20 protein-coding genes, 1 tRNA gene and 1 pseudogene are annotated in these 20651 nt (G+C 63.1%); 12 read left to right on the top strand and 10 right to left on the bottom strand.

All coding sequences use genetic code 11. From position 1 onward, the window contains the following. Positions 1 to 52: 52 nt before the first annotated feature. From mnhG to QRM57_RS17345, 6 genes are read right to left on the bottom strand one after another with little or no spacing between them, the layout of a single operon-like run. Positions 53 to 436 (bottom strand): monovalent cation/H(+) antiporter subunit G, encoded by a 384-nt coding sequence (gene mnhG, locus QRM57_RS17370; RefSeq protein WP_284987490.1) that lies wholly within the window; start codon positions 434 to 436, stop codon positions 53 to 55. Beyond that, entirely contained in the window at positions 426 to 704 is a 279-nt protein-coding gene (locus tag QRM57_RS17365) for an MrpF/PhaF family protein (protein WP_284987489.1), read from the bottom strand. The genes mnhG and QRM57_RS17365 overlap by 11 nt, the downstream gene beginning before the upstream one ends. Beyond that, entirely contained in the window at positions 701 to 1267 is a 567-nt protein-coding gene (locus QRM57_RS17360; protein ID WP_257369360.1) for a Na+/H+ antiporter subunit E, read from the bottom strand. The genes QRM57_RS17365 and QRM57_RS17360 overlap by 4 nt, the downstream gene beginning before the upstream one ends. Beyond that, a complete protein-coding gene (locus QRM57_RS17355) occupies positions 1264 to 2832 on the bottom strand; it encodes a Na+/H+ antiporter subunit D (RefSeq protein ID WP_284987488.1) in 1569 nt (522 codons plus the stop codon). Before QRM57_RS17355 ends, QRM57_RS17360 begins: the two co-directional genes overlap by 4 nt. Then, positions 2829 to 3329, bottom strand: coding sequence for a Na(+)/H(+) antiporter subunit C (locus tag QRM57_RS17350; RefSeq protein ID WP_257369358.1), 501 nt, complete (start codon positions 3327 to 3329; stop codon positions 2829 to 2831). Before QRM57_RS17350 ends, QRM57_RS17355 begins: the two co-directional genes overlap by 4 nt. Further along, positions 3326 to 6331, bottom strand: coding sequence for a Na+/H+ antiporter subunit A (locus tag QRM57_RS17345; RefSeq protein WP_284987487.1), 3006 nt, complete (start codon positions 6329 to 6331; stop codon positions 3326 to 3328). The genes QRM57_RS17350 and QRM57_RS17345 overlap by 4 nt, the downstream gene beginning before the upstream one ends. A gap of 159 nt (positions 6332 to 6490) precedes the next feature. On the opposite strand from QRM57_RS17345, the gene QRM57_RS17340 reads away from it, so the two are divergent. From QRM57_RS17340 to QRM57_RS17325, 4 genes are all read left to right on the top strand, one after another. After that, entirely contained in the window at positions 6491 to 7891 is a 1401-nt protein-coding gene (locus QRM57_RS17340) for an MFS transporter (RefSeq protein ID WP_284987486.1), read from the top strand. A 63-nt stretch (positions 7892 to 7954) separates the two neighbouring features. After that, positions 7955 to 8437: a cation:proton antiporter regulatory subunit gene (locus QRM57_RS17335; protein WP_211713611.1), complete on the top strand. Its 483-nt coding sequence runs from the start codon at positions 7955 to 7957 to the stop codon at positions 8435 to 8437. Between the two features lie 5 nt (positions 8438 to 8442). After that, positions 8443 to 9642, top strand: a complete 1200-nt coding sequence (locus QRM57_RS17330; protein WP_284987485.1) for a cation:proton antiporter — start codon at positions 8443 to 8445, stop codon at positions 9640 to 9642. A 78-nt stretch (positions 9643 to 9720) separates the two neighbouring features. Then, complete coding sequence (locus tag QRM57_RS17325; protein ID WP_284987484.1) at positions 9721 to 10344, top strand: hypothetical protein; 624 nt, start codon at positions 9721 to 9723, stop codon at positions 10342 to 10344. On the opposite strand, the pseudogene QRM57_RS21075 reads toward QRM57_RS17325, so the two are convergent. Continuing rightward, positions 10318 to 10485 (bottom strand): annotated as a pseudogene (locus tag QRM57_RS21075) (hypothetical protein); the annotation flags it as partial. The gene QRM57_RS17325 and the pseudogene QRM57_RS21075 sit on opposite strands and share 27 nt — an antisense overlap. Positions 10486 to 10521: 36 nt before the next feature. Between QRM57_RS21075 and QRM57_RS17320 the strand changes: the two are divergent. Then, positions 10522 to 10644, top strand: coding sequence for a hypothetical protein (locus QRM57_RS17320; RefSeq protein ID WP_284987483.1), 123 nt, complete (start codon positions 10522 to 10524; stop codon positions 10642 to 10644). Positions 10645 to 10875: 231 nt separating this feature from the next. Here QRM57_RS17320 and dcd read toward each other — a convergent pair whose 3' ends face one another. Further along, positions 10876 to 11451 carry a dCTP deaminase gene (gene dcd, locus QRM57_RS17315; RefSeq protein WP_011776299.1) on the bottom strand — a complete coding sequence of 192 codons (576 nt, stop codon included), beginning with the start codon at positions 11449 to 11451 and terminating at the stop codon, positions 10876 to 10878. A 125-nt stretch (positions 11452 to 11576) separates the two neighbouring features. Between dcd and QRM57_RS17310 the strand changes: the two genes are divergently transcribed. Further along, positions 11577 to 13508 (top strand): CAP domain-containing protein, encoded by a 1932-nt coding sequence (locus tag QRM57_RS17310; RefSeq protein WP_284987482.1) that lies wholly within the window; start codon positions 11577 to 11579, stop codon positions 13506 to 13508. Between the two features lie 3 nt (positions 13509 to 13511). On the opposite strand, the gene QRM57_RS17305 is transcribed toward QRM57_RS17310, so the two are convergent. After that, positions 13512 to 13955, bottom strand: a complete 444-nt coding sequence (locus tag QRM57_RS17305) for an SRPBCC family protein (RefSeq protein ID WP_284987481.1) — start codon at positions 13953 to 13955, stop codon at positions 13512 to 13514. Between the two features lie 217 nt (positions 13956 to 14172). Between QRM57_RS17305 and QRM57_RS17300 the strand changes: the two genes are divergently transcribed. The 4 genes from QRM57_RS17300 (at position 14173) to QRM57_RS17285 (ending at position 17292) form a co-directional block, all read left to right on the top strand. Next, positions 14173 to 15639, top strand: a complete 1467-nt coding sequence (locus QRM57_RS17300; RefSeq protein WP_284987479.1) for a M15 family metallopeptidase — start codon at positions 14173 to 14175, stop codon at positions 15637 to 15639. Between the two features lie 79 nt (positions 15640 to 15718). Then, positions 15719 to 15789, top strand: a tRNA-Gly gene (locus QRM57_RS17295). A 214-nt stretch (positions 15790 to 16003) separates the two neighbouring features. Then, on the top strand, positions 16004 to 16138 hold the full coding sequence (locus tag QRM57_RS17290) for a hypothetical protein (RefSeq protein WP_011776304.1): 135 nt from the start codon (positions 16004 to 16006) through the stop codon (positions 16136 to 16138). Next, entirely contained in the window at positions 16135 to 17292 is a 1158-nt protein-coding gene (locus QRM57_RS17285) for a N(5)-(carboxyethyl)ornithine synthase (protein WP_235517883.1), read from the top strand. Before QRM57_RS17290 ends, QRM57_RS17285 begins: the two co-directional genes overlap by 4 nt. 51 nt (positions 17293 to 17343) lie before the next feature. Here QRM57_RS17285 and QRM57_RS17280 read toward each other — a convergent pair whose 3' ends face one another. Then, positions 17344 to 18744, bottom strand: a complete 1401-nt coding sequence (locus QRM57_RS17280; RefSeq protein WP_235517884.1) for an MFS transporter — start codon at positions 18742 to 18744, stop codon at positions 17344 to 17346. 177 nt (positions 18745 to 18921) lie between these two features. On the opposite strand from QRM57_RS17280, the gene QRM57_RS17275 reads away from it, so the two are divergent. Both QRM57_RS17275 and QRM57_RS17270 read left to right on the top strand, forming a co-directional pair. Then, positions 18922 to 19776 (top strand): LysR substrate-binding domain-containing protein, encoded by an 855-nt coding sequence (locus tag QRM57_RS17275; RefSeq protein WP_024818365.1) that lies wholly within the window; start codon positions 18922 to 18924, stop codon positions 19774 to 19776. Positions 19777 to 19824: 48 nt separating this feature from the next. Beyond that, a complete protein-coding gene (locus QRM57_RS17270) occupies positions 19825 to 20391 on the top strand; it encodes a GNAT family N-acetyltransferase (RefSeq protein ID WP_284987477.1) in 567 nt (188 codons plus the stop codon). Positions 20392 to 20651: the final 260 nt, after the last annotated feature.

Here is a 20651-nt window from a genome sequence, read left to right as displayed (position 1 = left end):
CCCATAAATCCCCCTGGGATGGGCCGGAAGTGACCCCGCGTTGGCTTTAACCCTACGGGTCGACTTGCCCCGCAGCCGCCCTCTGAACGACGGCCTCAAGTTCGTCCTTGGTCAGCATCTCCCGGTGGCCGTGCTTGGTGCGGTACGCGGCCCGACCCACCATGTGTGCCGACACGGGCGCGGTCAGCAGCTGGAAAATCCATGCCACCAACAGCACGGGCCAAACCCACCAGGTCCGCATCTGCAGGCCGATGGCCGCCAGCATGAGGAACAAGCCCAGGACCTGCGGTTTGGTAGCAGCGTGCATGCGGCTCATCAGGTCAGGGAAACGCAGCAAACCCACCGCGGCACCGAGGGACATCAGCGCTCCCACCACCAGGAACACAGCGGTCACACCGTCGATGACGGCATCCACGCCGGTGGCATCAGGACTCATTGCTCTGTTCCCTCCGCTCAGCCACGAACCGGGCTACTGTCACCGAGCCAATAAAGCCGATCACGGCCAGCGCTACCAGCAGCATCAGGTTATTCAGGTGCCGGTTCACCGCCATGTCGATCGCCAAGGCTGCGCCGAGAATGGCCAGCAAAACGTCGGATGCCAAGACCCGGTCCAGCAGCGAAGGACCGATCGCGATCCGCACAATGGCGCCGGCAGCGGCCAGGCTAAGAATCACGGCCGTAACCATGAGGACGATTTCCTTCACAGGGCTGCCCCTTTCACGCCTGGACTGATCTCGGCTCCCAACGCCTGGACTTCCTCGCGGGTGCCCATGATGCGGATCAAGCCGGCTTCAATGTTCTGGACTTCCTGACGGATCTTTTCGATGTCAGCCTCTTGGTAAATGTTGAGCGCGTGCAGGTACAGCGTGGACGTCGATCGGTCCACTTCCACCACCAACGAGCCCGGAATCAGGGAGATGACGTGCCCTGTTGCCGTCACCATGAGGTCGGAATGGCTACGCAACGGAACGGCGACGACGGCGCTGCGCACCTTTGGCCCTTTGACCACAGCAAGGTACAGCACGAGGAAGCTCGCTGCCACCACTTTGGCGAGGAAGATCAGCGCGAACGGAATGGCGCGCAGTACGTTGAACCTGCCGCTGAGCTCAACGGGAGGCAAGTAGAAGAACTTTGCCACCAGGACCGCGATCAGAGCACCGAACAGCAGGTTGCCAGGGCTGAAATCCCGCCACAGGGCACCCCAGACGATGACCAGCCAGATGAGCAGCGGCAGTTCAGTACGGAAGGAGTTCGGTTTACGGCTCATTTGGCACCAGCCCTCTGCGGCAACGCCGGAATCTCCACCGAATCACCCAGGACCGAATGGATGTACGCCGAGCGGTCCAGCATGATCTCGGCCGAACCGTCTGCGAGGTGGAAGAGCGGCCCGGCAAACACCGTCAACGCCACCCCGAAAACCACCAGTCCCGCCGTCGAACCCACCATGGTGCGCGGGAGCACCCCGACGTTCCCACTGGCCAACAGCACAGGATCCGGGTATTCAGCGTCCTCGGGCTTGCGCCAGAAAGCCCTGTTCCAGACCCTGGCGATTGCCAACAAGGTCAGCAGGCTGGTGACCACGCCGCCGACCACCAAGGTGATGGCCAGCGGTGTGCCCAGTTCCACGCCTGCCTGCAGGAGGCCCAACTTGCCAAGGAAGCCGGAGAAGGGCGGTATGCCCGCCAAATTCATGGCTGGAACGAAGAACAAGAGGGCCAGCAGTGGCGAGAGTTTGGCCAGGCCACCCAGGCGGTCAATCGACGAACTGCCACCCCGGCGCTCGATAAGGCCCGTCACCAGGAACAGACTGGTCTGCACGGTGATGTGGTGCGCCACGTAGAAGACCGCGGCGCCCAGGCCTGCGACGGAACTCATGGCGAGGCCGAACACCATGTACCCGATGTGGCTCACCAACGTGAAGGACAGGAGACGCTTTATGTCGCTTTGGGCCAAAGCGCCCAAGATACCCACCACCATGGTCAGCAACGCCACCACCATCAAGGGGACGTTGAGGGTATCTCCCGGGAACAGCAACGTCTCGGTGCGGACCATGGCGTAAACGCCCACCTTGGTGAGCAAACCTGCGAACACCGCGGTGACGGGGGCCGGCGCTGTTGGGTAGGAGTCGGGAAGCCAGAAGGACAGCGGGAATACTGCGGCCTTGATGCCGAACGCCACCAGCAACATGACGTGCAGGAGGTTCTGGGTACCTTGGTCCAATTCGGCGAGCTTTACCGCAAGGTCGGCCATGGTGATGGTTCCAGTGGCACCGTAAATCATGGCGATGGCCACCAGGAACAACACGGACGACACCACTGAGACAACCACGTACGTGACGCCGGCCCGGATACGTGGCCCCGTCCCGCCCAAGGTCATCAGGACGTAGCTTGCCGTGAGCAGGATCTCGAAGCCAACGTAAAGGTTGAAGAGGTCGCCGGTGAGGAACGCGTTGGACACGCCTGCCACCAGGATCAGGTAGGTGGGGTGGAAGATCGAGACCGGCGCTTCCTGGTCGCCATCAGCCATGCCCTGGCCGGTGGCGTAGATCAACACCGCGAGGCTCACCACGGTGGACACCACCAGCATCAGCGAGGAGAACTGGTCCACTACAAGGACGACGCCCCACGGAGGCAGCCAACCGCCCAGGGTTACGGACGTGGTGCCGCCGTTCCACACGGATACCAGGAGCAGGCACTCGAGCAAGAGGGTGGCGCTCAGGATGCCGATGCTCACCGCCCGCTGGGCTGAGTGGTGCCGGATCAACAGGAATGCGAGTGCTGCACCCAGGATCGGCAGGAGGACTGCTAGCGGCGACAGGCTCGCGAGATTCACGCGCTGCCTCCTTCCTGGGTGGTGCTGGTGTGCGGCTTTTCCGTGGCTTCCGGATGGCTCCGGTCCGTCGTCGTGATGGGCGTTACGGCGAACTCCGAGGTTTCCAAGGGAACAATGGCGTCGTCTTCGGCGTCGAAGCTCGGAGTCTTGGCCACGCGGACGTCCTCAAGGTCGTCCTGGATCTCGTCCTGGCGGGCCAGGACCCACGTCCGGTAGATGATGCCCAACATGAAGGCGGTCACCGCGAACGAGATCACGATAGATGTCAGGATCAGTGCCTGCGGCAAGGGATCACTGTAAGCATCGGGGTTCGTCTCCTTGCTGAACAGCGGTGCCAGCCCGGCGTAGCCTCCGGTGCTCAGGATCAGGATGTTGGTGGCATTGGCCAGCAACATCAATCCCAACAGCACACGGGTCAGGCTCCGTTCAAGGATCAGGTAGATGCCGCAGGCGTAAAGCACGCCCATGACGATCAGCAGGGTCAGGTTGATACTCATGCGGTACCCTTCCCGGATGCGGCTGACTCGGCTGCTTCTTCGGCCAGTCCAGCTGCGTCTTCCTCTGCCAGCGAATTTTGGCCTTCAAAATGTTCGTCGATCTCGGCACCGAGACTACGGAGGACGTCAAGGGCCAAGCCCACCACCACGATGTACACGCCAATATCGAAAATTGTGGAGGTGACGAACTTGATGTTGCCGAACACCGGCAGCCAGAACTCGATAATCGCGCTTTGGAAAACCTGCCCGCCCAGGAAAAGCGGAACCACGCCGGAGGCCGCCGCCGTCGCAAGACCCGTCCCCAAGAGGGTTCCGGCGCTGACTGTCGCCGCCTCGCTCAACTCGAACCGCCCACCAGCCAGGTAACGGATGGTCAGGGCGAGTCCTGCGGTGAGGCCGCCCGCGAAGCCGCCACCGGGCAGGTTATGCCCAGCCAGGAGAAGGTAAAGGGAGAACACGATCATCGAGTGGAAGATCAGCCGGGTCACCACTTCGAAGATGATCGAACGGCGCTCCGGTGCCAAGGTGCGGCCGGCCACGAGCCAGGCATCGCGGGTCACGCCGGTGAACTTTTTCGCCACGGCCAGCGTGGCATCGGCCCGGGAACCACGTTCGACGCCGGTGCGGCGCCCCACGCTGCCTTCGGGCACCGCTTCGGAGGTCTTGATCCGGTCGCCACGGCTGCGGACGAAGATCAGGCTGGCGACACCCGTGGCGGCAATAGCCAACACGGAGATCTCACCAAAGGTGTCCCAGGCACGGATGTCCACGAGGGTCACGTTGACCACGTTCAGACCCCCACCGCCTTCGTAGGCCAAGCGCGGGAACTCCAGGGAAACAGGCGTTGCCACGCGGGCGCCCATGGCGTAGATCGCGACGAAGATCATGGTGATGCCGAACGCTGCACCGATGATCACACGGATCACCCTGAGCCTGCCGCCGGTCCTGTCCCGCAGCTCCGCGGGGAGGCTGCGCATGGCCAGCACGAAGGCCACCAGCACAATGGTTTCCACCAGCATCTGCGTCAGGGCGAGGTCCGGGGCGCCCTGCAGCGCGAACATCAGGGCGATTCCGTAGCCCGTCACGGACACCATGAGCACGGCAAGGAAGCGCTTGTTGGCGCGAACGGCCGCAAGAGCTCCCACCACGATGCCTGCACCGGCCACTATTTGCAGCGGGGAATTGGGGTCGATGAAGTAGATGCCCTCCGGCAAGGGCTTATTGGCCATGATCAGCGCCGTGGCCGGGACCGCGAACGCGACCGTCAGGATGACAGCCAGGTAGAAGTACAGCGAACCACGCTGGGTGCGGCCCGTGACCCACACAGCAATATCGTCCAAGGCGCCAATGGTGTTCTGGTAGGCGCGGTCGCCGTCCACCCAGTCCGGGACCAGGCCTTGGGCGCGGGAAACGAGATTGCGGCCGTAGAACATCGCGGCGCCGGCCGCGAACGTTATCGCTGTCAGACCCAAAGCCGGGGTGACGCCGTGCCACAAAGCCAAGTGTCCGGCGTCGACCGCGTCCGGACGGCCTGCGAACAATGCCGCGTAAGGCTGGATCCACGTATCCACCGGCACGGGCCACAGGCCGTAGGCGATCGTGAGCAGGCTCAAGATGGCGGGAGCTGCAAGGAACGCGGGTTTGATGGGCTTGAAAGGTGTGGGCTCCACACCGGGCTTCGTGGCGAAGGCTCCCCACATGAAGCGGGCGCTGTAGGCGAAGGTGAGGATCGATCCCACCACCAGGCCAACCAGTATCCAGATACCCCACGCCGGCGCGTCATGGCCCGTTCCGTAGTGGACGAACGCCTCAAAGACCGACTCCTTGGCCACGAAACCTGCCAAAGGCGGGACGCCGGCCATGGACGCTGCGGCGATTGCGGCCACAACACCCAATGCCCGTGAAGACCGGAATACACCGGAAAGCTTACGGATATCGCGTGTGCCGGATTGGTGGTCGATGATGCCAACCACCAAGAAGAGCGTCGCTTTGAACAGGCCGTGAGCCAGCAGAAGCCCGAGCCCCGCCAGCGCAGCATCGGGACGCCCGAGCCCCACCACCATAGTCAGGAAGCCGAGTTGGCTGACCGTGCCATAGGCGAGGATGAGCTTGATGTCGGTCTGCCTGAGCGCCCGGTAACCGCCAACAAGCATGGTGGCCAGGCCAAGCCCCAGGACCACGGGCAGCCAGAACTGTGATTCGGCAAACCCAGGGGCCAAACGGGCCACAATGTAGATGCCCGCCTTCACCATGGCGGCCGCGTGCAGGTAGGCGCTCACGGGAGTAGGGGCAGCCATGGCGCCGGGCAGCCAGAAGTGGAAGGGAACCAGCGCCGATTTGGTCACCGCACCGGTCAGGACAAGCACGACGGCGGCAGCAACCGCCCCCTGCATGGGCCCGGCCATGAGGGACCCGGCTTGGTCCAGGATGGTTGAAATGCGGTACGTTCCCGCGGCCTGGCCCAGGATGATGAGGCCCACCAGCATGGCAAGGCCACCGGCTGTGGTGACCATCAGGGCTTGAAGCGCCGATCGGCGGGCGGCCAGGCGGGTCCGGGCGTAGCCGATCAAAAGGTAGGACAGGATGGTGGTGAGCTCCCAGAAGATGAAGAGCATCAGGAGGTCATCGGAGGTAACCAAACCGAACATGGCTCCCGCAAAGGCGAGGAGTTGGGCGCCGAATCCACCGAGATCGGGATCTTTGTCCTTGAAGTACCGGGCGCAATAGACCAGCACCAATGAACCCACACCGAGGATCAGCAAGGACATCACCCACGCCAGCGGGTCCATGCGGAACGCGAGCTCAAGCTTCAGGGTGGGTATCCACGGGAGGATCTCTTCTATGCCGCCGGCGGAATATGCGGATTCATACTGGAAGAGCAGCCACACGAACCCGGCCGCGGGAACGGCAGCCAGGGCGTAGAACGCGTTCCTGCCCATTTTGCGGAAGATCAAGGGCGCCACAGTTGCCGCTACAAAGGTGATGGCGAGAACTGTGATCACTGTTTTCTCCGCAAAGTAAGGAACGAATTGTCAAAAGTTGGAGCAAGCGGTCATACGTTGGGTTCGGTTTATCCAGTTTATCAAGGGGCACGGACAGTCATATCCACATATGGTCTGTCATGCCAGCGCTGTTCGCGTGCTCCCGATAGCATTCAAGCTATGAACGCGGCTGCAGTTCCCGAAACCCACCCATCGTCCGAGCTCGCTTCCGGTCCCGTCGCGTCAAAGAAGGGGCAAATCCTTGCTTGGGCCTCCTGGGATTGGGGTTCGGCAGCCTTCAATGCCGTGATGACCACCTTTGTTTTCACCGTCTACCTGACATCGAATGCTTTCGGCGGAGAAGACGCAGCGTCGGCGGCCCTGGGAGCCGCTTTGGCCATCGCGGGCCTCGCCATTGCCCTGCTCGCTCCGGTCACAGGCCAGCGGTCGGATGCGGGAGGTCGGCGCAAGCTGTGGCTCGGGGTCAACACTGCCGCCACTGCGGTCCTCACGGCGCTATGCTTCTTCGTCTTCCCCCGCCCGGAGTTTCTCTTGCTGGGCGTGTGCCTCATTGCACTGGCCAACATCTTCTTCGAGTTCGCAGGCGTCAACTACAACGCCATGCTGGCCCAGATCTCGACGCCGCGGAATATCGGCAAGGTCAGTGGCTTCGGATGGGGCATGGGATACCTCGGCGGAATCGTGGCGCTCCTGCTGGTGCTCCAACTCTTTGTCCAGCCGTCGTTTGAATGGTTCGGTGCGTCAACCCAGGACTCCCTCAACATCCGGCTCGTCGCGATCTTCTCGGCGCTCTGGTTTTTCATCTTCGCGCTGCCGGTCATGTTCGCTGTACCCGAAGTGCCCGTAAAAAAAGCAACCGCATCGTTGGGCTTCTTCGCCTCATATAGGTTGCTCATCCGGCGTATCGGGGCCATCTACCGGACCAGCCCCCACACCATCTATTTCCTGCTCTCCAGTGCCATCTTCCGCGACGGCCTGGCCGCAGTGTTCACCTTCGGCGGCGTCATTGCCGCGGGCACCTTCGGTTTCGAGCTCAAGGAAGTGATCTTCTTTGCCATCTTCGGCAATGTTGTCGCCGCTGTGGGTGCCATCATTGGCGGCTTCCTTGATGACAAGATCGGCCCCAAGGCTGTCATCGTCCTGTCTTTGGTGGGCCTCCTCGTGGCAGGTACGCTCATCCTGGTCTTGGGCAACGGGGACTACGTGTTCTTCGGCAATGACTGGCCGGGGTCCGCCACGTTCTGGGTCTTCGGGCTGATGCTTTGCTTGTTCGTCGGACCTGCCCAGTCATCCTCACGCGCGTATTTGGCCAGGCTTGCACCAGCCGGCGAATCAGGTGAACTGTTCGGCCTCTACGCCACCACGGGACGTGCCGTGAGCTTCCTGGCTCCTACGCTCTTTACGCTCTGCATCGCCATTGCCTCTCCCCTTGTTGCGGAGGGCCAGGCCCAACGTTGGGGCATCCTTGGGATCATGGTGGTTCTCCTCGCCGGTCTGTTGGTGATCCTGCCCGTAAAGCCGCCCGCGAAAGTGGAAATAGCTGTGGTGCCAGAGCGTTAACTACATAGGACCGGCGGAGGGCCACCCCCACACCAGACCGGTTCCCAGAGTTAGGGTGTAGCTATGAATGTGGATGAGACTGAACTCCCGGGCCTTGGTGTCCGCAAGGATTTCGTCACGGCCTCCGGCCGGCGTATCGGCGTGGTGGAACTGCGGGAAGGTGAAACCCAACTCTTCGTCTCCACGTGGGACGACCCCGACACGTGCCAGGCGACCATACCCCTGACAGCCGATGAAGCAGCCGCCCTGGGCAACCTCCTCGGCGGCCAGCACATCGCCATGCGCCTGGCCGAAGCCCACCGCGAGGTCCCGGGCATCGTCACCCGGCAATTCTCCATCACCCCGGATTCGCCCTTCGTCAACCAGCCCATGGGCAAAGCCCAGGTTCGTACCCGCAGTGGCGTTTCCATCGTCGCAATCATGCGGGAAGGCGAGGTCGTCCCCTCGCCCGCGCCCGACGTCGTACTCCACACCGGTGACCTACTTGTAGCAGTCGGCACGCAGGAAGGTCTTGACTCAGCAGCCGACATCCTGCGTAACGGCTAACCCGGATGGATCCGCTGGCCCTAGCCCTCGTTGAACTGGGGGCCGTCGTCTTCTGCCTCGGTCTCCTGGCTCGGTTAGCGGGTCGGATTGGTATGTCGCCCATTCCGCTCTACCTTGTGGGCGGCTTGGCCTTCGGTGCCGGCGGGTTCGTCAAGCTGGACGGCATGCACGAGTTCTCGCACCTCTCCGGCGAAATCGGCGTCATACTGCTCCTGCTGATGCTCGGACTGGAATACACGGCATCAGAGCTCGTTACCGGGCTGAGGCGCTCCTGGCAGGCCGGCGTCCTGGACTTCATCCTGAACTTCATTCCTGGAGCCGGCATAGCTGTCCTCCTGGGGTGGGGCCTGGTTGGCGCCATTGTCATGGGTGGCGTCACATACATCTCCTCGTCTGGCATTGCAGCGAAAGTCATCACCGACCTAGGCCGCATCGGTAACCGCGAGACGCCGGTGGTGCTGTCCATCCTGGTGTTCGAAGACCTCGCCATGGCCATCTACCTCCCCATCCTCACCGCGATCCTTGCCGGTGTCGGCTTCCTGGGCGGACTGCAGACCGTGGGCATCGCCCTGGCAGTGGTCACGGTGGTGCTCGTGATCGCCCTCAAGCACGGCCACCGTGTGTCCCAAGCAATCCACAGCGAAAACTCCGAGGTGTTCCTTCTCAACGTGCTGGGTCTCGCCCTCTTGGTCGCGGGCATAGCCTCGGCATTGCAGGTATCGGCTGCTGTGGGCGCCTTCATGTTGGGCATCGCGATCTCGGGGGCGACCGCCCACAACGCCGTCCGGATCCTGGAACCCTTGCGGGACCTTTTCGCGGCTATCTTCTTCGTGGCATTCGGGCTCAACACAGACCCCACGTCCATCCCACCTGTGCTCGGGTGGGCCCTTATCCTGGCCGTGCTGACCACCCTCACCAAGATGCTCACGGGATTCTGGGCTGCGAAACGTGCCGGCATCGCGGTGCCTGGTCGTTTCCGCGCAGGGGCAGCGCTGATCGCACGCGGCGAGTTCTCTATCGTCATCGCAGGCCTCGCCGTCACGTCCGGGGCAGTCCCAGGCCAGGTCGCCGCTCTCGCCACGGCCTACGTCCTCATCATGGCCATCCTCGGTCCGCTGGCGGCACGGTTCGTCGAACCCGTGGTCAAGGTGTTCCGCAAAACCCCCGGAGCCCCACCCCGCCGCCCCGAACGCGCCCCCGCCTAAGCCACCCCGCCCTTCCCCTCCCGCCGAGGGGCGACGTCTCGAACTCACCCTCCCGCCGAGGGGCGACGTCTCGGCTGAATGAAGCCCGCGAAAGAGTCGAAAGCTAACCCCTCGGGGACCATCCACCACGGTGAGGGCATCCCGGACGAGCCGGGCAACGCCGTCGTACCCATGCTCGCTAACTTGCTCGACCGTAATCACCACGGAGATCCAGCCGTTTTCTGCGAGCAAAGCCTCTCGTCTGCGGTCGGATTCCTTCTGCGCGGCGCTGAGGTGATGACCGCCGTCGTAATTTATTGCGACTTTGAACTCCGGAAAGGTGAGATGGGGCCACACCACTTCCCGGCCAAAGGGGTCGCGAACGACGTAGCTCAGCACCGGTTCGGGCAGGAACGCGCGGCCAATGGCGAGTCGCAGCCTTGTCTCTGGGGCGGAATCGGCTCCGACGCGTGCCAATTCCAGCGCCGCACGTGCTTTCCGAATGCCTCGTGCGCCGCGATGCCGATCAATTTGGGCTTTCAAATCCTCGACAGAACAGAACGGCACCCTGTTATGCCCAAAGCTTCGCGTCTGCCGACAGATGAAATGATCCGCGGCCGCAACGAGGTCCTCGAAGGGAAGCACCGCGGCGAGATCGAGCCATGTCCTGGCAGGACTGGTGACAGGAATGCCGTCCACTTGGCAAACATCCCCACGCGATAGAACCATCCGGTGGCCTCGAACCCCCTTGCGCTGGTGTCGAAAACTGCCGTCAAGCCTGGTCAAATGCACCAGGAGGTCGTGCTGGGAATCCCACGGTAACGGGCAACCCCACAGTGTCGCGGCGGTTTCACGGCAGCACACTGCGCCCTCACTTAGAGCCGTAAGGAGCCGTGCTATATGCGCGGGATCCTGCGCCTGGCCCCACGGAACGCGAACTCCTCTGCTGGCAACGAGGAGATCATCGTTCCACGCCCGGTGATCCGGGAGGCCGGAAGCACGTTGTTCGGCGAGCGTGAATGAACGTCCTTGAAGTTCAGCCGGAAGCGGCGGAGTAATCCTCATCAGCCATTGTTGGCACGTTCGAGGAGCACCTATGGGGTTACCCACAGTGTGGAGGAATAGTGGGGTCTTGGGACCTCAGCGAGGGGTGAGATCTCAGGAGAGAGCATCACCCAAAGTGCCGAAACCTAACCCCTCAGCGCCAACGAAAGACGCGAGAGCTAACCCCTCGACGCCAAGAACCAAGAAGAACTAAATAGACGTCCGGTGGAAGTTCTGGTGGCTGCGGCTGGCGGTAGGGCCACGCTGGCCCTGGTAGCGGTTGCCGTATTCGCCGGAGCCGTAGGGGTGCTCGGCCGACGACGTGAGGCGGAAGAAGCAGAGTTGGCCGATCTTCATGCCCGGCCACAGCTTGATGGGGAGGGTGGCAACGTTCGACAGTTCCAATGTCACGTGCCCGGAAAACCCGGGGTCGATGAAGCCGGCGGTGGAGTGCGTCAGCAGCCCGAGGCGCCCCAGGGACGACTTTCCTTCGAGGCGCGCGGCGATGTCGTCCGCGAGGCTGACCGTTTCGTAGGTGGAACCCAGCACGAATTCGCCGGGGTGAAGGATGAAAGGTTCGTCGCCTTCGACCTCTACCAGCCGCGTCAGTTCCGGCTGTTCTTCGGCGGGGTCAATGTGGGCGTACTTGTGGTTGTCGAACAGCCGGAAGAACCGGTCAATCCGGACGTCCACGGAAGACGGCTGGACCATCGCGGGGTCGTACGGTTCAAGAACAATCCGTTGGGAGTCTATTTCGGCACGAATATCGCGGTCAGAGATCAGCACAGCATCAAAAATACCCCATGCACCAAATACCCGATGCATTGTCCGGGCCGCCCCATGGGATTATAGTTCCCGGACATGTAGAACCGCGCCCGTACCTGGGGGCATCGAGCATTCGCGGGGTAATTGTGAAAAAACTGGCAGCGCCCGCCGCTATTGTGCTGGCCGGAGCGCTGGCCCTGTGCGTGGCTGCTTCCAGCCAGCTCCTTCCGGCCACGCAGACGGTCCCTGACGGCACGGCTTCTTCAGCAAGTGTCCCGTCGGGACTGAACGCCCCGGAAGCGAGCACGACGGCGGACCCGGCACCGCTCGCTGACCCTGGCCCTTCCGAAGCGGCTCCAGTAGCCGGCAGCGCCCAGGACCCCGTCAGCATCCCGGCTCCGGAACCGGCTACCGGCGACGGGCCGGTCGCGATAGATCCAATGTTCGAGACGCCGCCGCCGGTACCGAACATCGGACCGTCGTGGGGACCGGACAACCCCAGTGTCCCGGATACCGGGATCACTGGTCCTCCCTCAGCGGATGCTGAGCCCGCACCACGTGACACCGCATCCGCGGTGACACCCGATCCCGCGCCAAGGGCTCCCGCCATTGGACCAGTTCCACAGCAGACGCCGAGCACAACGCCGTCGGCCCCTACCCAGACGCCAAGCCCCGCGCCGTCGGCCCCTACCCAGACGCCAAGCCCCGCGCCGTCGGCGACCGCCTCGAAACCGACATCACCCACGACAACCACAACCCCCTTCCCCGGCAAAGCACCCAGCGAGGCAACCGGTCCCGACAATGGATCATTGGCGCTCCTTCCTGACAGCAATGCGGCCGCGATCCTGACGGTGTTCAACGCGATCAACAGCTACCGCGCGTCCCTCGGCTTGGCACCGGTGAAGTACCACGCAACAGTGGCAAGCCTGGCCCAGGAGTGGTCCAACAACATCGCGACCCGCGAAGTGATCCAGCACCGTCCCAATTTCTGGACCGACCCCCGGGCGCTCAACCCGAACAACGGCGCGGGTGAAGTCATCGCAGTCCGCTGGGATCGTGACGCCGCGCAGCTCGTGGAGTGGTGGAAGCAGTCACCGGGCCACGATGCCCTTCTCCGCGATCCGCGGTTCAACGTGATGGGCATTGGCATCACGTACACGGACGGCAACTGGCAGACCACGCCGAACCGTTACACAATTTGGGGCGTGGTGAACTTCTTTGGCTACACCACCCTCCCGGCGGGGACCACCACACGGCCCGGGGGAACGGTCACCCCTCCCACCGATCCAGTGGCTGTGTGCGAACCGGACAACAAATACCAACCGCCTACGGTCAACCTCAGCGCGGCATCCATCAGCAGCGCTGCCGACCTCGTGTCCGTGGGGCCCGACGGAACGGTGTATTCGTATCCGTCGCGGGGGAATGCCAAGTATGGCGCCGTCAAGAAGATCGGCGTCGGCTTTACGGGGCTCAAGGAGCTGTTCGTTTCTGACTGGGACCGCGACGGCGTTTTCGATCTCATTGCCCAAAGGACTGACGGTGCACTACTGGTCTATCCGGGAAGGGCCAGCGGCGGCTTCGGTTCCCCGGGCGTCCTTGGCCAGGGATGGCAGTCCCTGAATCTTGCCATTGGTAACTGGTGTGCCAACAACCGCCTGCCGCAAATCGTCGCCATGGATGCCTCCGGTGGCTTGTGGTTATACAAGAACGCAGGCCTGACGTTCATCCGTTCACAGGCGGCGATCGGCACAGGAAACAAGGCCGTCCGGCTCAGCATGGTGGATTACAACGCGGACGGCTTGCAGGACCTGTTGACCGTTGAGCCCAACGGATACCTGCGCCTCTACCGCGGCAGCGGCCTGGGCACCCCCAAACAAGAAGCCAGGCCGGTGGTAGGCGCGGCGTGGACTGACTACTCTGCATTGCGTGCCCTGCAAGGAGTCAATGGACCAGGCACCACAGGCGTTGCCGGGTTGGGCACCAACGGTGTCCTGGAGTATTGGGACCTCACCTCAGGCAAGCTCACCACGCCTGTGACAGTAGGCGGCGGCTGGGCCGGCTTCAGGCTGGCCCAGTAGGGCTCAGGCCACGGACCGCGATTCCATCACGCTCTTCAACTGCTCCAACTGTGCCACTTCCTGCTCCATGCTTTTCTGAATCATGGGGTTCATCAGCTTCTGCAGCCCCTTGGGGTGGTACTCCAGGGCGAACCGCAGGCGTGTGCTCTGGCCTTCGGTGCTGAGGTAGTAACCGCCGGTGGGCCGAGCGGGTCCGGCAACCACGGCAAACCGCACTTCGGCCCCGGGCCGTGCTTCGGTGATCTGAAAGTCGGCGGCTATGGGCCGACCACCGGGACCGTTGATGGTCTGCTGGTACAGGGCGCCTTTTTGACCACGGCTGCCGGATCGGAGGGAAATGCTACGGATCCCTGAACGCCACAGTGAGTTGTTCATTCCGTCCATCAGGAAGGCATAAATGGTCATGGCGTCCCGGTGAATCACCACTTCATGGTCGGCGAATGCCATGGAAACCTCTTTCGGCGTACGGTTCGGTTACGTAGCCCGGTTCCCCCTACACAGCAGCTAACACCTTCAGCGTAGCCAGCAGAACTTCGCTTGGGTCCCCTGGAAGCGAGCCTTGACCGAATGGTTATCTGACGTACCAATAAAGTCACCGCTGACACCTGCCCGGGCACACGGTAGAGTGCCTCCGGTTGGAAAAACGAAAAAATGGGGGGACGTCATGCAGGGTCAGGATCGCCAAGGTCTCAAAGGTAAATTCCGACGGCGGGTGGCCGCTTGTGCGGTTTTCCTGGCCATTGCAGTGGCTGGCGGCGCTGTTTCGGCAGTTCCTGCCACGGCGGCTGCCGTCCCTGCCACAGTAAATCCTCTTCCCAGCGTGGACCCCATAAGCGACCCCACCAACTACTCGGTGTTGGTCAACAAATCCCGGCCATTGAACCCTGCCAGCTACGCGCCGTCGGACCTTGTCAACGCCCGCGGCTCGGGCCAGTACATGCGGGCTGAAGCAGCAGCGTGGCTTAACGGCTTGTTCCAAGGCGCGGCTGATGCCGGGACCGGCGGCTTGTCGATCGTGAGCGGTTACCGTTCTTATGCCCAGCAGCAACAGGTCTACGCGTACTACGTCAGCATTTACGGCCAGGCGTACGCGGATACCATTTCTGCCCGCCCCGGCTACAGCGAGCACCAGACCGGTCTGGCCATGGACATCGGCAATGCGGCGGGTTCCTGCGGCCTCAGCACATGCTTTGGCGATACCGCCGCGGGGAAATGGGTAGCGGCCAATGCCCACAAGTATGGCTTCATTGTCCGGTATCCCAACGGTTACACCGGAACCACGGGCTACAGCTACGAGCCGTGGCACTTACGCTACGTCGGCGTCGCCTTGGCTACCGACATGAACCGCCGCGGTTTCCCCACCTTGGAGCAGTATTTTGCCGGCAACACCGCGGTAGCAGCCAGCATCAAATCCGGAGCAGACCTGGTGGCAGCAGACGCTTCCGGCCGTCTGCTGCGATACCCTGCGACGGCGGCTGGCGGCTACATGGGCGCGGTCCAGATCGGTTCCGGGTGGACGGGCCTGAAGCAGGCCTTCGTTGTGGACTGGGATATCGATGGCGTCTATGACCTCCTGGCCCAGTGGAACAACGGCACTCTGGGCGTTTTCCGCGGCCTTCCCGGCGGGGGCTTTGCCGGCCAGGTGATCGTGGGCGACGGCGGCTGGGATCGGATGACCATCACCGTGGGCAAGTGGACCCACGCGGACGGCCGGCCGGGCGTCGTCGGATACTTCCCGGACGGTGTGCTCCGCTACTACCCCAACACTTTTGGTGGCGCACTAAGTAACCCCCGCACCATCGGCACCGGCTGGAACGGCATGGAACTTACCATTGCCGACTGGGAAGGCGACGGCGCCAACGACATTCTGGCCCGGACCCCATCCGGTTCCCTTATCAACTACCGCGGTGATGGTTGGGCAGGCTTCTACGGACCGGCCACAACAGTGGGCACGGGCTGGCAGTACATGCGTGTATTGGCTCCGAGCTTCGGTCTGACCGGTGCCGGCACGCGCGGCATTACAGCGCAGACCGCCGACGGCAACCTCTATAACTATGGCCTGGGCCGCGGGCAGTGGACCACATACGGTCAGGTGGGCTCGGGGTGGAGCAACTTGAAACTGTTCAAGTAGTCGGCCGACGCGCCTGTCATGAGCACCTCCGCAACTGCGCTAAGCTAGGACTCGCTCGGGGCGAAATTTCCCGGGCAACGCGGGCGTAGCTCAATGGTAGAGCGCTAGCTTCCCAAGCTCGATACGCGGGTTCGATTCCCGTCGCCCGCTCAAGGAAAACCCCGGATCCAGCGATCCGGGGTTTCTTCTGTCCCAGGCCTGATCTCCGGCTGCCTGCCCGAGGCTCACCGCCCCGCGGGCCGCCTGCCCGAGGCTCACCTCTCCCCTGCGCGCAGATCCCCAGTGACACCGGCCACAGCGCCTCCCTTAGAGGTGTATCGTCAGGAGTCAGGAGTCATGTCGACTCCGCTCTAAGGGAGCCATCATGGGCGACAAATCACCGCGCCAAACCGCATCGAAGAAATCCAGCAAGTCCATTAAGGAAAAGCGGGCGGACAAGCGGGCTTCCGAGTCCTCCGCCACCGAGGCCGCGAAGCCTTCCACCGGCAACAAGAAGTGACCGCGCCAACTGGCCAGCTGAGCATAGGCGTCCTCGCTTCCTCGCTGAAGCCCAATGAGCGCCGCCTGCCCATCCATCCCCAGCATTTGGAGCGCATTGCTCCGGAAGTGCGTCAACAGCTCCGGTTCGAATACGGCTACGGCGAACGGTTCGGCGTCCCGGACAGCAAACTTGAATCTTTGGTGGGCGGGCTCGGGACGCGCGAGGAGTTGATCGCCAACAGCGACGTCATCCTGCTCCCGAAGCCGCAGGCCCAGGATTTGGCCGAACTCCGCGACGGCCAAACGTTGTGGGGATGGCCTCACTGCGTGCAGGACCGGGCTATCACCCAGTTGGCGATAGATAAGAAGCTCACGCTCATTGCCTTCGAGGCAATGAACCATTGGGCAGGGGACGGCGGTTTTGGCCTTCACGTCTTTCACAAGAACAACGAACTCGCCGGGTACTGCTCCGTGCTGCATGCCTTGGCCCTGACGGGTTCCACGGGCGACTACGGCCGGCGCTTGAGTGCGGTGGTCATCGGTTTCGGGGCCACTGCCCGCGGTGCCGTCACCGCGTTGAACGCCCATGGCGTCCACGATGTGCAGGTCCTGACCAACCGGGGTGTCGCTGCCGTGGGATCGCCGATCCATTCAGTGCGAATCGTGCAGTTCGACCATGACAGTAAGGCCCCGTTCCTCAGCGAAGTCATCACCAACAACGGTCGCAAGCCGTTGGCGCCCTTCCTTGCGGCGGCCGACATCGTGGTCAATTGCACCCTGCAGGACCCGAACGCGCCGCTGACATACTTGCGGACCGAGGACCTGGCGGAATTCCAGCCGGACAGCTTGATCGTGGATGTTTCCTGCGACGAAGGCATGGGCTTCAGCTGGGCGCGGACCACGACGTTCGACGAGCCCATGTTCCGCGTGGGTGGACACGTCAATTACTACGCGGTGGATCACAGTCCGTCGTACCTGTGGAACTCGGCCAGCTGGGAAATCAGCGAGGCTTTGTTGCCCTTCTTGGACACTGTGGTGGCGGGACCGGACGCGTGGGATGCCAACGAGACCATCAGCCGCGCCATCGAAATCCGCGACGGCGTCATCCGCAACTTGGACGTCCTGGAGTTCCAGGGTCGCTCGGCGGAGTACCCGCACCTCGCAACGTCGTAGCACCAAACAGAAGGCAGCGCCGGCGGTTCACCACCGGCGCTGCCTTCCCTGTTAAGCCGTCTGGGGCTCCTGCACAATCCGCAGCACCCGGCGCCGGTCGCGCAGGTCTACCTTCAGGTGCAAGGACGACTTCCTGGCCAGTACGACGGCGACTACCGCGGCCGCGATGGCCGGCACGCCGCCCGCTATCAAAATAGCCAGGTGCGGACCGAGGTGTTCGGCGAGCCAACCCATCATGGGGCCGCCGATGGCCTGGCCACCGATCAGCACCACGAGGTACAGGCTCATGACGCGGCCGCGGATGCTCATGTTGGAGCTGGTCTGCACCATCTGGTTGGCGGCGGTCAGGAACATCAGGCACCAGAATCCGGCGAGCACCATGATGACGCTGAACCACACCATGGACGGCATGATCGAGGACAGGCAGAGCATCAGGCCGTACAACCCGGCGGACGTGACCACCGAACGTAACCGCAACTGCCGACGTCGGGTGGACGCCACCGCGCCGGTCAGTGCACCGAGCGCAACCATCGCGTTCAGCAGGCCGTAGCCTCCGGCGCCGGCGTCGTACACGTGGTCCGCAAAAGCCGCCAACAGCACCGGAAGGCTCATCGCGAAAACTGCGACGAAGCCCGCCATAAGCCAAGGCCAGTAGATGGTGGGCTTGCTGAGCGCATAGTTCAGGCCTTCGCGCAGCATGCCCTTCTTGCGTGGCGTGGGCTGGCTGAGGTGCAGTTGGTCCTTGCGCAGGATGAGCAGCATGGTCACGGTGGAGCAGCACGCAACCGCGTTGGCGGCGAAGGCCCAGCCCGCACCGACAGCAGTGAGCAGCACACCGGCCAGGGCCGGCCCGATCAGGCCGCCGAGCTGGAAGGTCGTTGAGTTCACGCTGATGGCGTTGCGCAGGTATTTTGGCCCGACGAGTTCATTGACGAAGACCTGCCGTGCCGGCTGGTCGAGGACCGTCACGAAGCCCAACGCCAGGGCAATGGCATACACGTGCCAGACCTCAACCCGCTGGCTCAGTGACAGCACGGCCAACAGGGCAGCCAGCACCGCAGCTGCCGACTGGCAGATAATGAGGATCTTCCGTTTGGGGAAACGGTCGGCAATCATGCCGCCCCACGGTCCCAGGAAGAGCGACGGCATGAACTGCAGCGCCACGGTAATTCCGACGGCGGTAACGGAACCGGAAAGTTCCAGCACCATCCAGTCCTGGGCGATGCGCTGCATCCAGATGGCGATCACGGCGATGAAGTGGCCGATCGCGAAAATCCTGAAGTTGGGGACCTTCAGGGAGATGAAGGTATGCCGCCAGGGCAGCTTTTCACTCACGACGGCGAGTGGCTGGGTGACGGTGTCCGGCTGGTTTGTGTCCGGCAAGGGACGGGCGGACAGAGAATCGATGACGGGCTGGCTGACGTGTGCCGCTGAAGGCGGTGGGGGTGCCAAAAGTAGTCCTCGGATGGAGAGTTTCGGTGGGATGCGTTTAACGCTATGGTTGCCAGCAGCAATTATGGAAGCGTATTGCGCCTATAACTAGCATTGCGGAATGCAATGAGCTGCTTGCGGCACGAGGGAAACGGCGCAATACTCCGGCCCGGCGTTGACCTGCGCTTTAGGAGTTCCGTGTTCGAACCTGTCCAGCTCCGTTCCTTTTTGGCCGTCGCAGAGACGCTGAGTTTCACCAAAGCCGCAGAGCGTCTGGGACTTGCGCAACCGACGGTCAGCCAGCACGTCCGTAAGCTCGAGGCTGCCGCGAAACGGGTGCTTGTGGCCCGCGATACCCGCGAAGTCAGGCTGACGGACAACGGTGACGCCATGGCCGGCTTTGCCCGAAGTATCCTTGCCGCCCACGACTCCGCCGCACGATACTTTTCGGGTTCGGCCATGCGCGGCCGACTCCGCTTTGGCACCGCCGACGACCTCGCTATCACGGGCCTCCCGCGGATCCTGCGCGAGTTCCGGCAGTTGTACCCGCAGATCAACCTCGAGCTCACCGTCAGCCAAAGCGACCAGCTCTACAAGCGACTCAACGCCGGGCAGCTTGACCTTGTATTCGTAAAGTGGGTGGCCGGTGCCAAGGAAGGCACAGTAGTCCGGCATGACAACTTCGCCTGGGTTGGCGTCGAGCAGACCGTGCTGGAACCTGGAGCGCCAGTCCCACTCATCGCCTACCCGGCACCCAGCCTCAGCCGAAAGCTCGCCATCGATGCCTTGGAAGCCGAGGGCCGCACCTGGCGGATCACCTGCAGTACCAAGCAGATCAGCGGTGTCCTGGCTGCGGTCCGGGCAGGTATTGGCGTGGCCGTGATGCCTGCTTCGCTGGTACCGGAAGACCTGAAAGTCATCACGCAACGCTTCGGCCTGCCCCCTGTGGGTGACGTCGACTTCACCCTGATCCGCAATCCGCTGGCCAACGCTGAAGTGATCGACGCCCTGACCCAGGCCATCATGGGCCGCACACTGAGTAAGTCGAATTAATGGCCACGCGTGCCGGTCCCGTTGAAGCGGCCGTAGTACGCTCACCCAATGATTGACGCCAAGCTCACGAGGCCGTCCGCAAACTTCCATGCTTCCTGGGTGGAGAGCTGGAACGAGTGGGGGACCCTTAATCAGGATGGCTCGGCGGCTTTTGTGGCCGCGAGGTACGGCCTGGATCTCCGCGACAGCAGCGACTTCGCGGAATGGGTTGGCCTGCTGCACGAGTTGCCCAAGGAGAGCTTCCAACCTCCCGAAGGCTTGGCCAACCAGACCACCATCTGGGTTGTCGCGGGCAATGCCTACATGGGGGCTGCAAGCCTCAGGCACTCGTTGGTCAATGACTACCTCGTTGAGGTGGGAGGCAACATCGGCTACGGCATCCGGCCCAGTGCGCGGGGCCGGGGGCTCGCCAAACTAGCACTGAAAAGCGCCCTTCTGGAGGGTCGTGACCTCGGCATGGAACGAGTGCTCGTGACCTGCAAGCAGCCGAACGTGGCGTCGGCCCGCACCATCGAGGCGTGCGGCGGCGTTCTTGAAAGCGTCCGGCCACCGGAGAGTTTTGCCCCGGAGTTGGGAGTCACCGAGGCGATCCGGCGTTACTGGTTCCAGCTGTAGCCCGGAGATGTGCGACATGTAGCCCGCACACTTTCCCGCTGTTCGCACCAGTAACCTCCGGCGCACGGGGCGCAAACGGGTGCGGTATCCGGGCGCACCGGGCGCACCGGGCGCGAACGGGCGCGGTATCCGGGCGTACCCAGCGCACGGGGCGGGAAAGGGCGCGGCATGCCCGCGCACCCTCTCCGCGGCAACCCCTCCCGCCGTTCGCACCAGTAACCTCCGGCGCACGGGGCGCAAACGGGTGCGGTATCCGGGCG

It is taken from the genome of Arthrobacter sp. fls2-241-R2A-172 (assembly GCF_030208885.1).
GTDB lineage: Bacteria > Actinomycetota > Actinomycetes > Actinomycetales > Micrococcaceae > Arthrobacter.
Note: the sequence above shows the minus strand (reverse complement) of the source record. Positions and strands in the feature narration are given on the sequence as shown.